The sequence below is a fragment of the Cylindrospermopsis curvispora GIHE-G1 genome (genome assembly GCF_014489415.1).
In the GTDB taxonomy this organism is placed as follows: domain Bacteria; phylum Cyanobacteriota; class Cyanobacteriia; order Cyanobacteriales; family Nostocaceae; genus Raphidiopsis; species Raphidiopsis curvispora_A.
Map to the genome: position 1 here is coordinate 274353 of NZ_CP060822.1, position 16555 is coordinate 290907.

General features: G+C 40.4%; 13 protein-coding genes. 3 read left to right on the top strand and 10 right to left on the bottom strand.

Annotated features, from left to right (window positions below; all coding sequences use genetic code 11):
- Window positions 1-30: 30 nt before the first annotated feature.
- A complete protein-coding gene (gene ilvB, locus IAR63_RS01340) occupies window positions 31-1917 on the top strand; it encodes a biosynthetic-type acetolactate synthase large subunit (protein ID WP_187706312.1) in 1887 nt (628 codons plus the stop codon).
- Window positions 1918-1960: 43 nt separating this feature from the next.
- Here ilvB and IAR63_RS01345 read toward each other — a convergent pair whose 3' ends face one another.
- From IAR63_RS01345 to IAR63_RS01385, 9 genes are all read right to left on the bottom strand, one after another.
- A complete protein-coding gene (locus IAR63_RS01345) occupies window positions 1961-2461 on the bottom strand; it encodes a CGLD27 family protein (protein ID WP_187706313.1) in 501 nt (166 codons plus the stop codon).
- A complete protein-coding gene (rsfS, locus tag IAR63_RS01350) occupies window positions 2442-2918 on the bottom strand; it encodes a ribosome silencing factor (RefSeq protein ID WP_096547490.1) in 477 nt (158 codons plus the stop codon). Before rsfS ends, IAR63_RS01345 begins: the two co-directional genes overlap by 20 nt.
- An 85-nt stretch (window positions 2919-3003) precedes the next feature.
- Entirely contained in the window at window positions 3004-3795 is a 792-nt protein-coding gene (locus IAR63_RS01355; RefSeq protein WP_187706314.1) for a YdcF family protein, read from the bottom strand.
- Window positions 3796-3842: 47 nt separating this feature from the next.
- Window positions 3843-4355, bottom strand: a complete 513-nt coding sequence (locus IAR63_RS01360; RefSeq protein ID WP_187706315.1) for a hypothetical protein — start codon at window positions 4353-4355, stop codon at window positions 3843-3845.
- A gap of 28 nt (window positions 4356-4383) precedes the next feature.
- Entirely contained in the window at window positions 4384-5937 is a 1554-nt protein-coding gene (locus IAR63_RS01365) for a bifunctional aminoglycoside phosphotransferase/ATP-binding protein (protein WP_187706316.1), read from the bottom strand.
- 77 nt (window positions 5938-6014) lie between these two features.
- On the bottom strand, window positions 6015-6311 hold the full coding sequence (gene rplY / locus IAR63_RS01370) for a 50S ribosomal protein L25 (protein WP_009342714.1): 297 nt from the start codon (window positions 6309-6311) through the stop codon (window positions 6015-6017).
- Window positions 6312-6371: 60 nt separating this feature from the next.
- The gene (locus tag IAR63_RS01375; protein ID WP_096547487.1) at window positions 6372-7706 is read right to left on the bottom strand and encodes an adenylosuccinate synthase; all 1335 of its coding nucleotides are present in this window, start codon (window positions 7704-7706) and stop codon (window positions 6372-6374) included.
- Between the two features lie 106 nt (window positions 7707-7812).
- On the bottom strand, window positions 7813-9957 hold the full coding sequence (locus tag IAR63_RS18275; RefSeq protein WP_235678318.1) for an Ig-like domain-containing protein: 2145 nt from the start codon (window positions 9955-9957) through the stop codon (window positions 7813-7815).
- Window positions 9958-10048: 91 nt separating this feature from the next.
- Entirely contained in the window at window positions 10049-10714 is a 666-nt protein-coding gene (locus IAR63_RS01385; protein WP_187707303.1) for a diacylglycerol/polyprenol kinase family protein, read from the bottom strand.
- A gap of 327 nt (window positions 10715-11041) precedes the next feature.
- Here IAR63_RS01385 and IAR63_RS01390 point away from each other — a divergent pair, with 327 nt between their 5' ends.
- A complete protein-coding gene (locus IAR63_RS01390; protein WP_187706317.1) occupies window positions 11042-12562 on the top strand; it encodes an HlyD family secretion protein in 1521 nt (506 codons plus the stop codon).
- A 57-nt stretch (window positions 12563-12619) separates the two neighbouring features.
- The gene (locus IAR63_RS01395; protein ID WP_187707304.1) at window positions 12620-14788 is read left to right on the top strand and encodes a peptidase domain-containing ABC transporter; all 2169 of its coding nucleotides are present in this window, start codon (window positions 12620-12622) and stop codon (window positions 14786-14788) included.
- Window positions 14789-14877: 89 nt separating this feature from the next.
- Here IAR63_RS01395 and IAR63_RS01400 read toward each other — a convergent pair whose 3' ends face one another.
- Window positions 14878-16464 carry a glucose-6-phosphate isomerase gene (locus IAR63_RS01400; RefSeq protein ID WP_187706318.1) on the bottom strand — a complete coding sequence of 529 codons (1587 nt, stop codon included), beginning with the start codon at window positions 16462-16464 and terminating at the stop codon, window positions 14878-14880.
- Window positions 16465-16555: the final 91 nt, after the last annotated feature.

Genomic DNA, 16555 nt, shown 5'->3' on the forward strand with positions numbered 1-16555 from the left:
CTTAATTTTAGTTATATTTTGAGGTTAATCGTGCGATCGCCTTCTCAAATCAATTCCTCACAGTCTGAAAAACGCAAGTCTGCTCCTATCTCCCACTCCTGGACCCAACCCATAAGAGCAACCGGTGGTTTTGCTCTGTTGGATAGTCTACTCCGTCATGGAGTGGAGTATATTTTTGGTTATCCCGGAGGAGCTATACTTCCTATTTATGATGACCTGTATAAAGTAGAAGAAACAGGTAGTATTAAACACATTCTAGTTCGTCATGAACAAGGTGCTTCCCATGCTGCGGATGGTTATGCCCGTGCAACGGGCAAGGTGGGGGTATGTTTTGGTACTTCCGGACCGGGAGCTACCAACTTAGTAACAGGTATTGCCACCGCCTACATGGACTCCATACCCATGATAATTGTCACTGGACAAGTACCCAGACCCGCTATTGGTACTGATGCTTTCCAAGAGACAGATATTTATGGTATTACCTTGCCCATAGTCAAACACTCTTACGTGGTGCGGGATCCCAAGGACATGGCCAGAATTGTGGCTGAAGCCTTTCATCTAGCTAGTACGGGTAGACCTGGACCAGTTCTCATAGACGTTCCCAAGGATGTAGCCCTGGAAAAATTTGACTATACCCCAGTGGAACCAGGTTCGGTTAAATTACCGGGATATCGCCCCACAGTTAAGGGCAATCCTAGACAAATTAATGCCGCTATTCAACTAATCACAGAAAGTCGCAAACCACTCTTGTATGTCGGTGGAGGAGCGATCGCCTCTGGATCCCATAAAGAAATCAAAGAACTGGCGGAATTATTCAATATCCCAGTCACCACCACCCTGATGGGAATTGGTGCATTTGACGAACATCATCCCCTGTCCTTGGGAATGTTAGGTATGCACGGAACTGCATACGCTAATTTTGCCGTAACAGACTGTGACCTACTAATTTGTGTAGGGGCAAGATTTGATGATAGAGTAACAGGAAAACTAGATGAATTTGCTTCCCATGCGAAAGTAATTCACATTGATATTGACCCAGCGGAAGTGGGCAAAAACCGAGTTCCGGAAGTTCCCATAGTTGGGGATGTGAAAAACGTCTTAGAAGACCTATTGAGGCGATGTCATAACAATCATCACAATCACCATAATCGCAATCAGGAATGGCTAAACCTAATTGGTCGTTGGAAACAAGATTACCCTCTCATTGTTCCCCACTACCCTGATAGCATTTCCCCCCAAGAAGTAATAGTGGAAATTGGCAAACAAGCTCCCAACGCCATTTACACCACTGATGTGGGACAACATCAAATGTGGGCAGCCCAATTCCTCAAAAATGGACCAAGACGGTGGATTTCTAGTGCGGGTTTAGGCACCATGGGTTTTGGCGTACCCGCAGCTATGGGAGCCAAAGTAGCCTTTCCTGAAGAAGAGGTCATTTGTATTAGTGGTGATGCCAGTTTCCAAATGTGTTTACAAGAACTGGGAACTTTAGCACAATATGGCATAAATGTCAAGACCGTGATTTTAAATAACGGTTGGCAAGGAATGGTAAGACAATGGCAAGAGGCCTTCTATGGTGAGAGGTACTCCTGTTCTAATATGGAAGTAGGAATGCCCGATATTGAGCTTTTAGCTCAAGCTTATGGCATTAAGGGCATGGTGATTACTAAACAAGAAGAGTTATCACAAAAAATAGCAGAAATGTTAGAGCATAAAGGTCCAGTAGTGGTTAACGTTCACGTCACCAAAGATGAAAACTGCTATCCTATGGTAGCACCTGGTAAAAGCAATGCCCAGATGTTCGGGTTACCCAAACCAGGACCAACCACAGTAGTAGAATCAACTTATTGCAACCATTGTGGCACCAAAAACCCTTCCACTCATAATTTTTGTTCCCAGTGTGGGTCTAAATTGTGATTGTGACCAGTCACGGGGGAGAAAGCTTCCCCGGATTTGGCACTTAGAACAAATTCCAGACCAAAATGCCAGTGAAATACAAAATAGCCACCACGCCAAAGGTCATCTGTAAGCGTCCCAAAATGGGTTTAATTTCATAAGCCACAATTAAACGATCTCGATCAATAATTTCCCGTGGCTTATGCCATATTTGTCCATCATACCAGCCAGATTCCTCATATAAAACCGTGGCACTGTAAAGGCGATTTCTTATATAAAACCAGCCTAGATACAACCTGATTAGTACCAGAACCACCACTAGACTAGCAATAGCACTACCACAAAGGATAAAATGAAATATATGCTTTTCTACAGGGAAACTAGAAGCTGAAACCGGACCAGCTATCAACCAAGACCAACCCCAAATCCATAAAATTCTGGTCAGGTAACCACGCCAACCTAGGGTACTATCCCCAAAAAACCAGGAATTTTTTAATTCCTCGTACTCGTGGAGCGGTTGCTGTTCAATGGGAACTGGACAATTATCAACCGAAGATCTTATCATTTGGACCATCCTCAAGGTCTTTAGGGTTTTCTAAAGGAATATGCTCTGCATGACTCCAGAACGCTTCCAAATTATAAAATTCTCGTTCCTTGGGCATCATAATGTGAACAATCACATCTCCATAGTCTTGTAATACCCAACTACCTTCCCCTTTTCCTTCTGTGCGCAAAGGACGACGTTGTAATTCCGTTTCCACCTTTTCTTCTATAGCAGAGGAGATGGCCCTAACCTGCACCCTGGAATAACCAGTCATCACTAAAAAATAATCCGACAGGTAGGAGACATCTGTTACCTTGAGCAGTAAAATTTCGCCTGCTTTACGTTCTGATGCTGCTTGTGCTATGGTGAGAGCTAATTTCCCACTGCTATCTCCAGTTTCCACCATTGGGGTGTTCACTGTCTTTTTGCTATGTGGAATTGATTTTAACGGTAAATTGCTTGGGAAATAATCAGTCATTAAACCTCAACTGTTACACGCCATAAAACATATCATAACAGAAAACCTCATCCTCAGCAATGCGGAGTTTATTCCACCAGCAATTCTATAACCAACCACGCAGAGCATAAACTAGGTAACCAATATATTCTTTTAAAGCGTTGGTAAAATTATTTAAATTGTCAGCACTGGGGAACAAATTTAATATGGTGGACTTAGGAGTAGCAATTAGTTCTTCTAGCTCACTCCGACTAACAATAAAATCCGTGGGAGCGGGAATTACTTCCACACCCTGACGTTGAAAAATTTTCAGAGCCCGGGGTGTGTGCATGGCTGAAGTGACCAATAACACTTTTTTGATTCCCCGACTTTCCAGGATTTTCTTGACATTGACCGCGTTCTCGTAAGTATTAAAGGAATTTGGTTCCTCAATAATTACTTCTGGAGGAATACCTAGAGATATGAGAATGGCAGCCATATCCGCTGATTCTGGTGGTCCACCACCACGCCAATCAATACGTCCACCACTTAAAATAATCAAAGGTGCTTTTTTTTGTCCATACAGTTGAGCAGCATAGATTACCCTGTCTCCGGACTCGTTTAAGTCTACTGTGGAACGGGGCCAAGTAGCTGGTTTGGTAGCACCACCCAGAACCACAATCGCTTCAGCTTCGGGTATTTTTTCCAGGGGGATATTTTGCCATTCCAGGGACCTAACCAAACTTTTAGATACCCACCCATTACCAGATATCATTAATGTAGCTAAGGATATGGCAATGCAACCTGCGGCAATTTTAGGACGCTTCCACAAGGTGATAAAAGCAATAACTAAACTGACACCAGCTAAACCTAAAGGATAAAAAAATAGCGGTAGTAGTTTAGAAAGATATAAAAACATATTTTGTCTATATTGGTTTGACAACGGTTGGGCAAAAAGTTACCTTCCTATTTTTCCCAAAATCGAAAATTGAAACTTCCGGGAGGACGACGTAACCGACGAACAGGTAATCTTTTTTTCCGCTTAGTAACTCTAGTATCTGATTGTTCGAGATCATCATCCTCTACCAAATCATCTTGAATTTGAGTGACGGTTAATTCCTTGCTTCTCCACCAAGCAATAATCCAACCTCCACCTAAACCAGCTATACAACCAAACAAAATACTAATAGGAGCAGAATAACCCATAAATAAAAAACTAAACATGAAAACCAAACAGTATTTCAGCGCAGCATCAATACCATCATTAGCCGCAACATTGGGAATTGTTGCGTCATTTTCGTTAGCAATAGTGAACCAACCTAAAGCTAAACCACCCGCAATTCCCAAAAATACGCACAGAATTAGAGAAGCTCCCGCAAACCTGGAAATCGCAGCTAATAAAAACCCAAACACGAATTGGGAAAAAAAGTTGGGTGATGTGGATAGTATTTCGCTGAGGATATTTTTGTTGGATGCCATAATTTCACCAATCTCATCTAGCTTTAACTTACCTAAATTTACCACTAATCTGTTGAGCCAAAGGTTGAGTAGTATCTACTACTATAATGTAGGGTAGTTCCTCCTCGGTAAATGCTTCATACTGCTCAACTTGACCTGCCAATAATTCGGGAGTAGCATCAGTAATATCACCACTACGGTGTATTATGCGTTCCTCTAATACCTCTAATGGTGCAGTACAGTAAACAATTTTCCCAGGTAGCTGGTGCCTATTTGCTTGATCAATTACCTCTTGACGTAAATGCTTACGATCATATTTAGCATCTAAAATTACAGACCAACCTTGATTGGCCAGTGTAATTCCCAATTCTAACAACCGATTATAGGTCTTTTGAGTCATTTCTGGAGTATATATTTCATTCCTACCCCGCTCCCTAAGAGAAATACCCGCCAGATGTTTTCGCACCGCGTCAGAACGTAAATGAACCGCGCCCAGTTTAGCAGCTACATACCTCCCAGTAGTACTTTTGCCAGAACCAGATAGACCAGACATCAATATTAATTGTCCCCGTCTGGGTTGGGTATATTTCCACGCCTGTTGATAATATTTTTCAGCTGTTTGGGCTGCGATCGCTCTAGTTTCTGACCCTATAGCTTTATCATCTAATAAAAATGAATTTACTTTGGCTCTTACATAGGCTTGACGAGTTAAGTATAAATGTAGTATTTGCAAACCCTCCCAGTCCCCGGTTTCCTCAACATAAGTGTTTAAAAAGGTATTTGCTAAGTCTTCTCGACCTTTCGTCTCCAAATCCATGACTGTAAATGCCACATCATACATAACATCCACGAAGCGAAAGGTCTCATTAAATTCAATACAGTCAAAAAGGATAATTTCTTCATTCCACAGAGCAATATTTGCTAAGTGTAAATCTCCATGACATTCACGGATGCGTTGGTGGGCAATTCTGCTGGCAAATAACTCCGAATACTGCTGACAAAACTTATCTGTATAGGCTTTTGTTTCTTCAAATCTGGACTGAGTTTGGGGCCCACCACTATATTTTTCAATATATTTTAATGTTTGAATATAATTTTCATCAATAGCTGACCGCACCAACCCTACTTGGCCAAAACCACTGATATAATCATTGGTAAGACATTTAGTGTGATAGTCAGCCAGCACCCTTCCTAGTTCTTGTAGATGGAGCTGATTTAACTTACCTTGGGAGAGCAGTTGACTAAATAAAGCATCTTCAGGAAATTGACGCATTTTCACCGCATACTCTACAATTTCACCCCTTCCCCCCAAATGGTATTTTCCCTCACTCCAGGTAATGGGTACAACTTGTAGATATAACTTACTGGCACCACGTTGATTTAAGCGTAATTCTTCCTGACAAAAGTGTAAGCGCCTATCCAGAGTTGAGTAATCTAAAAAACCAAAGTTAACAGACTTCTTCAGCTTATAGACATAATTGCCTGTCAAAACTACCCAAGAGATATGAGTTTGAATAACTTGAATAGGTTGGGTTACAGCGTGAGGATAAAATTCCGTCTGTAACATCTGATCAACTAAATTTTCAAGACTTGTAGTTTCCATTGAAGTTATAATTTAGTTCTCACTCCAAGAATCCCCGTACCTGCAGCACGAAGATTCTTGCCACCTCGAAAGACTCCTTAACTCTTAGCTGCAAAAAAACTCAAATGATAGGGAGTTCCCTTCGCTGGGTGAACTTGAACTTCCCTCAAAACAGTTTTACCAGTCCATTGAAGATCTGGAATACTCAGTTCAATTTCCGTCTTATTAGGTGCAGCTTGTTTAAGCAAGCGGTCAACTGTTTTAGCTTCCAGAGCCAAGGAAATTGACTCAGTACCGTTGTGTCCATACAAATTAGCGGGGATCAAACCAGAACGGCGTAAAGCCTTGGGTTTAATGCCTTCTGGACGTTTTTGAGATTCTACTGTCAGTGCCATACTAGTTTTAACTTGTCAATTAGTTATCAGCCATCAATTAATCACCAATCACCGCTCCAGCTAAACTGCAACTGGTGTACCATTGGGTTGCAATAAAGCCCGTTTTGGGCCGTGGATTGGATCCTCCACAATTATAGTCTGATCACGACTTGCTCCTAGGGAAACAATCGCGATCGGGACTTCCATCAATTCGGCTAGGAATTTCAGATATTCCAAAGCCTGCTTAGGCAAGTCCTCTAGGCTACGGCATTCTGTAGTAGAGACTTGCCATCCAGCTAAGGTTTGATATATGGGAAGACAACGAGAGAACTGACGGGCACTAGTGGGGAAATGTTCACACCTTTGACCATCAATTTCATAAGCTACACAAACCTTGATTTCCTTCAACTCATCTAGAACATCTAGTTTGGTAATAGCCATACAATCCATGCCATTAATACGGACAGCATAACGTCCAATTACTGCATCAAACCAACCACAGCGACGTTTTCTTCCCGTAGTCGTGCCAAATTCTGCGCCCCGACTGGCTAACAAATCACCAATTTCCCCCTGGAGTTCCGTGGGGAATGGCCCTTCACCCACTCTGGTAGTATACGCCTTGGAGACCCCAATTACCCGATCTATCATTGTTGGTCCCACACCCGTACCCACACAAGCTCCTCCAGCTACAGGATTGGAAGAGGTAACATAGGGATAGGTTCCATGATCTAAATCCAGAAGAGTGCCCTGAGCACCTTCAAACAGAATATTACGTCGTTTTTGCACCGCGTCATATATTCTCACCGAGGTGTCAACCACAAAAGGACGTAATCTTTTGGCATAACCCAAATACTCCTGAAAAACCTGTTCTGGATCCAGGGGAGGAAGATTATACAACTTCTCTAAAATTGCGTTTTTATAGTTTATTGTCCATTCCAACTGTTCTCGTAACCCGTCAGCATCCATCAGATCTAAAACCCTGATCCCAGTTCGTTCTGACTTATCCGCGTAGGTTGGACCAATACCTCTTCCGGTGGTGCCAATTTTATGACTTCCCCTCTGCTCCTCCGAGGCCCGATCAATCAATCTATGATAGGGCATAGTAACGTGAGCAGTCTGGGATATGCGCAAATTGTCCGTGGAAATATTTAATTTTTCTAGTTTGTCGAGTTCTCCTATTAACACCTGTGGATCAATCACTGTCCCACAGCCGATAATACACTCGGTATCTGGATACAATATACCAGAGGGAATTAAGTGCAACTTAAATGTTTGACCGTTCACCACTATTGTATGACCGGCATTAACTCCCCCCTGGTAACGTACCACCACATCTGCAGAGCGGCTGAGTAGGTCAGTTATTTTACCTTTTCCTTCATCGCCCCACTGAGCACCTATGACAATGACGTTAGCCAAGAGATTATATTAAAAGTAAAGTTTTCACAAACAATCATTATCACCAGATTGTTTGGCATTTGTCAAGAGGTTTTTTCACCTAGGAAAGTGAACTGCTTCTCACCGTTTAACCAAAGGAGAAAACCATATCGTTAAAATCATAATCACTGACCCCTACACCAGCAGGTAAATCCTCAAATCCAAAGACATTGTTCCCAAAGCTCTTGATATGAGCCGATCCGTCTGGGTTAGCTGCACCAAAGCTAAAGTAAGCAACTGGCAAACTAGTGTAATTTTGCGCAGTGGCTCCACTATTATTTGGATTAACCTTAAAAAACTCGTTAATGGCATTTTGTATGCTACCAGAATAATTACCACCATTAGCAATGACGAAGGGTGCATAAATTTTCCCTTCAATACCAATTAAATCACCACTAACACTATGACCCGCTCCCCCAGCTCGTACGGTGAAATTGCTAACTACCCTATTTTTGTCTAAAGCAGCTTTCGCGTAATTAATTTCTCCCGGTGCAATACCATTAACCGTTCCTGTAGCATCATCTACCTGATATAGCCCAAATATGTTCTGAAAGAGTGCACTGGTTTGACCCAAGGTGTTTTCCAGTCCTGTCTTTGCTTCCGTTTGTTTATAGTTAGTGGGGAAATTGTAGGACACATTATTAACTATATTGGTTTGATCACCCCCTTGCTTAGATATGAGAGGGTCTCCAGGTTTTAGGATGGTTACTGGATACATGATAATGTTTGTTGTTGTCACAGTAACGTTGACAGTAACATTCACATTAGCTGTAGCTATTAAGCCCTCTTTATTGGAAATAGTGTAAGTAAAAGTATCATCCCCTACATAGGTGGCACTTAACAGAGTGTATATTAAATCATTACCATTAATATCCACTTTCCCATATTTACCACTTGTGACATCAATAATTTTCAGTTGGTCGTTTAAATCTGATAGAGATGGATTTGTGTCATTTATCAGGGGGTTAACAGTCCCGCTAGTAGTTCCTTTAATAATGGGTAACAGGTCATTAATCGCAACGGGAGGTTGATTACCCGTCTTAATGTTTAGGCGTTGATTAATAGGAGTGGCAAAATAATCTTTAATTGTTATGGAATTACCAGATCCTAATGTTATCAATAGGTCGTTTCCAGCTTGGGTTTGGCTGATATTACCAGCGTAAAAACTTGATAAATCTAGGATGTCAGCACTGTTGGCATTCTCAATGGTATCTTTCCCTGTGGTGGTGGTTGGACCATAACCGGTAAATCTATTAGCCGCTGAATTGGCAATAATATAATCATTACTAGAAGAGTTAATTAAATTCTCTATGATTACCCCATAAGCCAATCTTGTTCCCGATGCTGTAGCCTTATAAATTCTTCTACTATCAGTAAAACTAACCAAATTTGAATCCAGCACAACATCATATTCAACCGTATTAAAATCAGCCTGTTTTGACAACCAACCACTCGGATTCATGTCTAGGCGATAACCAGTACTATCAAATAATAAATTGGCAAAATTTAAAGTGTCCGTTCCACCACTATCCCAGATTGTGCTCTTACTCCTAAGATTTGAATCACCAACAGTTTTTATTCCATCTGAGTATAAATCTATCTTAGTGAAATTATAAGTAGTGTTACTTTCATTATATACCTTACTTCCATATAGATGCTGTAATGCTATAACATCAAATGGCATTGGTGTAATGGGCTGAGATCCGGAATTGAAGTTGTATGTCATCAGGGTGTTATCCCCATTGTCTTCACTATAAGCAAGATAGGGAGGATTATCCTCTGACGAATAGCGATTGGGATGTTTTGTACCTAAAGCATGCAGCATTTCGTGCATCAAAGCAGTATACCCGGGAGTACCTGGGCCACCCTGGAATCCACTTGGATCTGTATTATTATCTTGTTTAGCATTAAGAAAAATATCACCTCCAATAGCACTACCATTAGGCGGGTATGTATAGGCATATTGAGGAGTGGTAGAAAGCAAAAAGCGAATATTACCGTAGTAGAGAGGAGAATCTTCAACTTCTACAAAATTGCGGCCAATTAGTGGAGCAATTGTATCGTTGAAAATTTGTCGCACATTATTTTTAACCGCATCACTGACAGTTACTAATCCCTCTTCAGTACCGTAGTATTCACCTCCAACATAAAAACTATAGGTTATAGTGTTGTTACCCCATTTATCACCGGTTAAAAGTGCATTATTTATGGCTTGGTTATTTATTGTACTCATAAGAAATTCTTCTCATCTGCTCAAACCTGATTATTATTGTAAAATGAAACAGGAATTAGGTAGTCCAAATCTGTAAAGGTTTGAGTAGATCCTATAGAGCGGTCAAACCATAGGCCAAAATAGCACTACCAATGGGAACCGTTAAATTATCAATCCCCAAAAAGGAAACGGATTCTAACAATGTGGCAGTGATAGATACTAGCGCTGATACTAACCATATTTGCCAACTACTTCCCCGTGTTGCTAACAAAATAATTACACTTACTAAGTAACTGACCACTGTCATGGTTAAAGAACCTTCCCAACTTTTATTCGCGCCAAAGAGGTAATACTTGTGCTTACCAAATCTTTGCCCAATTAGTGCTGCTAGTCCATCACCCCAGGTCATAATTAAAATACCTAAAGCTGCATATTCAGGTTTTTTTAAATACCAGAAATATCCAACCAAAATTCCAATACTCACAGCATAAAAAAAAGTGCCTAAACTTTGTCTCCCCACACTATTAATTCCAGGCAAAATTGGCACAAAATATGATATGACGCTAATTAGACCAGCTAAAATTGCCGCACTAATTCCCACGTAAGCAGGAATATGGAACCACCAAGCTAATAAAATTACATTACCACTACCAATATGCACAATTTTACGGATGATTTCCGGTTGACTAGGAGTAAACCGACTGACTAACCAAGCAATTAATATGATCAAAAAGACCCAACCAGCAGCGATCGCAATTTTCAGCCACAATGGAAACATGGATTCTAAACCGGAGAATATAATCTTGAGATATACAGTTATTATCAAATATTAGGGAATTCCTCAACCCAACTTCTTTAGTCTAAACTCCAGATCTCAAACAAGTGAGGTACTTCTCTAACCAATAGAACCTCCGTTTCCTCCCTTTCGCTTTCTAAAGTCTATCCCCGGATTTATGAATTCCTGAGCAATAGTGCTTATGTTTATATTATTAGATGGAAATGATAAGAGTTAACAAAGATGACCTTTGGTCAATAAATATCTATGGCTATTGCTAAACGTTACTGAGTATTGGCGCGTATTTGTAAAATCTTGCCATAAAATACTGTGAAATCTTTATACCAATATCAAGGAGATTCTCAAGACCATATTGAGAATGGATATCCAAATTTTGAACATTTACACCCGTTTGAAGTGAATGAATTTCTCCCTCAAATTCATAGGTTGACTACTATTGGTGCGGGGATAATGTTGACTATTCTTTTGGTAGGGATAGCTCTAGCGACTATAATGACTTATAAAACAACCGTTAAAGTAGCTGGTACTATTAGACCAGTGGGAGAAATCAAATTAGTTGAGTCAGCTATTTCTGGGGAAGTGCAAAGAATTTTAGTGCAAAATCATCAGGTAGTTCGTCAAGGAGATAGCATGGCTTTTGTTGATGATTCTCAATTACAAACCCAAAAGAAACAATTAGAAGATAGCATTCAAAAATCTCAATTACAACTGCTAGGAATCGACTCTCAGCTCAATGAAATTCGTAATCAAATCCTAGATCAAACTAATTTAAATGAGGAGACAATTTTTGCCGCACAATCGGAACTTATGGGAACTCAACGTAATTTTGATGATCAACGGATTAAGGGAAATGCAGAATTATTGCAAGCAGAAATTACTTTTCACTTTGCCAAATCACAACTACAACGACTGGAAAAACAGGGAATTCTCAAATCTACCATCCAAGAAGCAGAAACTGCTTTAAACCTCGCCATACTTCAAAGGGATAGACTACAGGCGATCGCCAGTTCTGGTGCTATTTCAGTGAGTCTTTTAGAAGAAAAACAACAAGCAATAAAATCTGCACGAGCCAAATTAGAAAGTGCCAAAAATAATGCCCAAAGTCTGTGGGATGATAAACAACAGGCTTTGAAAATTGCCCAAACAAACCTATATAAAGCCAGAACAGCTATGAATCCCAGTAATTCAGCTGTGATTATGGCATCACAACGTATAAAACAGGAACAAGCTAGGGGAGAAATGACTATTGCAGCTTTAAATAAAGAACTGGGCAATTTATCACAACAAAGACTGGAAATACAAAAACAACTAACTCGTTACCGTCAGGATTTACTGCAAACAGAAATTAATCTACAAAAAACTGTAATTCGTGCACCTATTACTGGAACATTACTACAATTCAAACTTCGTAATCTTGGACAAGTAGTTCAATCTGGTCAAGCGATCGCCCAAATTGCTCCGCTCAATGTTCCGTTAGAAATTAAGGCTTATATACCGAGTCAGGAAATTAATAAAGTGCAAGTGGGAAGAAAGTTCCAAATGCGAGTTTCTGCTTGTCCTTATCCAGATTATGGTACTCTCAGGGGTAGGGTTAAAAATATTTCTCCAGATGTTTTGTCCAGTAATATAATAACCAACAATATGACCAATACCAATACTGCTGGCGTAAATGGATATGAAGTCACCATGGAACCAGAAACATTATATCTTGGTAAAGGACAAAATAAATGTTATCTACAACCGGGGATGGAAGGAGGCGCTGATATTATTTCCCGCGAAGAAAATGTGATGCAATTTATCCTCCGTAAAGCTAGACTAATTAGTAATTAGGGTTAATTTCCATAGTTTACAATTGTTACTCATCAATAAGTCCCACACTCAAATATGATGTTTAATCCATTCCAATTTAGGAAAAAATATGAATGTGTTTTACAAGCAAGTGAAGAAGACTGCGGAGCAGCTTGTCTAGCTTCAATCTGCAAATATTACGGGAGATTTCTCACCATTAATAAAAGTCGAGAAGCAGTAGGAACGGGACAATTAGGAACAACATTATTGGGCTTAAAACGTGGATCGGACAGTTTAGGATTCAATTCCAGAGCAGTTAAAGCACCACCGGAAATTTTAGACCGAATCACGGAAATTCCCTTACCAGCTATTATTCATTGGCGGGGTCATCATTGGGTCATTCTCTATGGTACTCGGGGCAAAAAATATGTTATTGCTGATCCAGCTGTAGGTATTCGCTATATTGAACGCCAAGAATTATTAGCAGCGTGGAATGGAGTGACTCTATTATTAGAACCTGACCCAGAACAGTTTTCTACCCAATCTCAAGAGCAACCTCATGGTGGTTTGTTACGCTTTTTCTTGAGAATTTTACCCTATCGTGGACTGCTAGCACAAGTTATTGTTATCAATATTATTCTAGGTGTGTTAGCTTTAGGAACTCCAGTTCTCATTCAATTATTAACTGATGATGTTTTGGTCAGGGGTGACCTACAACTACTGACGGTCGTAGTATGTGCTGTGGTCGTGATGACCATATTTAGTAGCAGTTTACAACTAATACAATCTACTATGATTGCCCATTTTGGGCAAAGATTACAATTGGGATTGGTTTTGGATTTTGGTCGTAAATTGTTGCAATTGCCTTTGAGTTATTATGAGTCCCGTCGTAGTGGTGAAATTACCAGTCGCTTGAGTGATATTAACGAAATTAATCAGTTGGTTTCTCAAATTGTCATTCTTTTACCTAGCCAATTTTTTGTGGCAGTTATTTCTTTAGGACTAATGCTATTTTATAGCTGGCAATTAACCATAGCAGTGATAATTTTCGCCACTGTTATGACTGTGGTTGCTCTACCATTTTTGCCCATACTGCAACAAAAAACTCGTAGTCTATTGGTTTTAGGAGCGGAAAATCAAGGAGTATTAGTGGAAACCTTTAAAGGAGCTCAGGTTGTGAAAACCACCAATGCTGCGCCCCAATTTTGGGATGAGTTCCAAAGTCGTTTCGGTCGATTCGCCAATCTGAATTTTAGCACCATTCAACTCGATATTATTAATGGCACTATCGCCAAACTTCTTTCTAGTTTGGGTGGTGTTATTTTATTAGGTTTGGGCAGTATATTAGTGATTAACCATCAATTGAGTATTGGACAAATGCTGGCGTTTAATACTTTACAAATTAATGTTTTGGCTTTAATTGTATTTCTGGTGGGACTGGTGGATGAATATTTTCGTTCACAAACGGCAATCTCCCGATTATTAGAAGTAATTGATGCTACACCAGAAGTAGTGGGCGGTGGGCAAAAACCAATTGCTCAAATTGCTGGTGATGCGGATATTTTTTTTTCTCACTTGACATTTCACCATCTGGGAAGGGTGGATCTATTGGATGATTTTTCTCTCAAACTTCCCGGTGGTAAGGTTATTGCTGTTATTGGTAAATCAGGTTGTGGTAAAAGTACCTTGGCAAAACTTTTAGCTGGGTTATATCAACCCAGTTCAGGAAACATCCGAATTGGAGTTTTTAATATTCATGATCTCGCCCTTGATTGTTTACGCCAACAGGTAGTTTATGTACCTCAAGACCCTCATTTCTGGAGTCGTTCAATTTTAGAAAACTTTAGATTGGGTATACCTAATCTTTCTTTTGATCAGATAGTTCAAGCTTGTGAAATTGCTGATGCTGATGGTTTTATTAGTCAATTACCTAATAAGTATCAAACCGTTTTGGGAGAATTTGGAGCTAATCTTTCCGGTGGACAAAGACAACGATTGGCGATCGCTCGAGGAATACTCAATAACCCTCCAGTTCTCATATTAGATGAAGCTACTGCTGGATTAGACCCTGTCAGTGAAACCCATGTTTTAGACCGACTATTGGCATTTCGCAAGGGAAAAACCACAATTTTAATTACCCATCGTCCCAGCGTGATGCACCGTGCTGATTGGATTGTCTTATTAGAACAAGGGAAAATTCAATTACAAGGTAGTTTAGAAACTTTTATTGCTCAACCTGGGGAGCATTTGCACTTTCTCACTATTTAGCGGTTATAAACTGTTTAATCTCCATAAACACCTAAATCCCCGATGTCTTTAAGATATATCCTAAAGATGTCGGGGATTCAAGACTGTCTTTAAGTCAAAGAAACAGTTAAAGTTCCCGGTTTACTCAAATCACCTGTCAAAACCACACCTCGATTATTAGCATGAAGATGACGGAGAATTTTGTAAATGGGTTCTACCTGATCACTAGCACCCGCTTTATCAGCGATCTCCCCAATGGTTAGTCCTTTCCTTTCTGATTGTAATACCTTGATTACCTTATTCTGTAAGTCCAGTATTACTGCTGCTGCTTTTTTCCCTGCTTCTACCCCTGGTTGATGATAAGCATTAACATTTACCAAGCTAGCATATAAACCCACAGCTCTCTCATACAACGCAATTAATGCTCCTACTGTTTGAGCATTAACTTGGGGAATTGTCACAGTAATGGAATCCCGATGATTCTCATAAAGTGCTTGACGGGTTCCTAATAAAAACCCAGATAGGTAATCACCAGCAGTTACACCAGGATCAATTTCCGAAGATGCACCTTGACGATCTTCCAATACCTCAATTAAGGTGGCAAAAAAATTAGGCACTCCTTCTCTTAATTGTTGTACATAAGCATGCTGGTCTGTTGAACCTTTGTTGCCATACACAGCAATACCTTGGTATACAGTCTTGCCATCTAGGTCTTTCTCTTTGCCTAAAGATTCCATTACCAACTGCTGTAAGTAACGGCTAAATAATAACAAGCTATCTTTATAGGGTAAGACAACCATGTCCTTTTCACCCTTACCATTACCAGAAAAATACCAGGACAAGGCTAATAAAGCTGCTGGATTATTTTTAATGTTGGCAATGCGGGTAGCATCATCCATTTGTTTAGCACCATCTAGCATAGCACGAATATTAATACCCTGCAATGCTGCTGGAACTAAACCCACAGCGGACATTTCTGAAGTCCTTCCACCTACCCAATCATACATGGGGAAGGTCCCTAACCAGTTTTCTGATTTGGCAACTTTATCCAAATTACTACCCGTACTAGTAATGGCGATCGCATATTGGGCAAAGTCTAAATTTCTACGGGAGTATGCCTGTTTCACCTCTATCATACCATTGCGAGGTTCAGGTGTACCACCAGACTTGGAAATCACTAATACTAGGGTGCTACTTAACCTATCTCCCACGCGGGAAAGCACTCGGTCAATTCCCGCAGGGTCAGTGTTGTCGATAAAGTGAATGTTAAGAGGGGGAAGGTCAGGAGCAAGTGCTTCTGCAACAAATTGTGGACCTAAAGCTGAACCTCCAATTCCAATGGAGATAATATCGGTAAAGCGGTTTTCTTTAGGAGGATGTATGGCTCCAGTGTGCACTTGATCTGCAAAAACTTCGATTTCTTCTAAAGTTCTGACAATTTCTGCTCTCAGTTGGGAATTGGGTGCTAAATCGGGATTTCGCAACCAGTAATGTCCCACCATGCGGTTTTCATCGGGATTGGCAATTGCTCCCTTTTCTAGAGCTACCATTTCCCTAAATGCTTGCTCAAATTTTGACTGTAATGACTCCACGAAAGTGTTATCAAACCGCATTCGGCTGATATCCAGATACAGTCCCAATCCCTCGTGGTAATATAACCAGTCTTGGTATCGTTGCCAAAGTTCCTTAGCATCCATAATGAGGGAATTCTCACATAACTTAGTCAAACTCCAGTTTAATCTATGGTTTTGGCGATCCCTGCTCTGTCTTATACAGTTTGTAATCAGG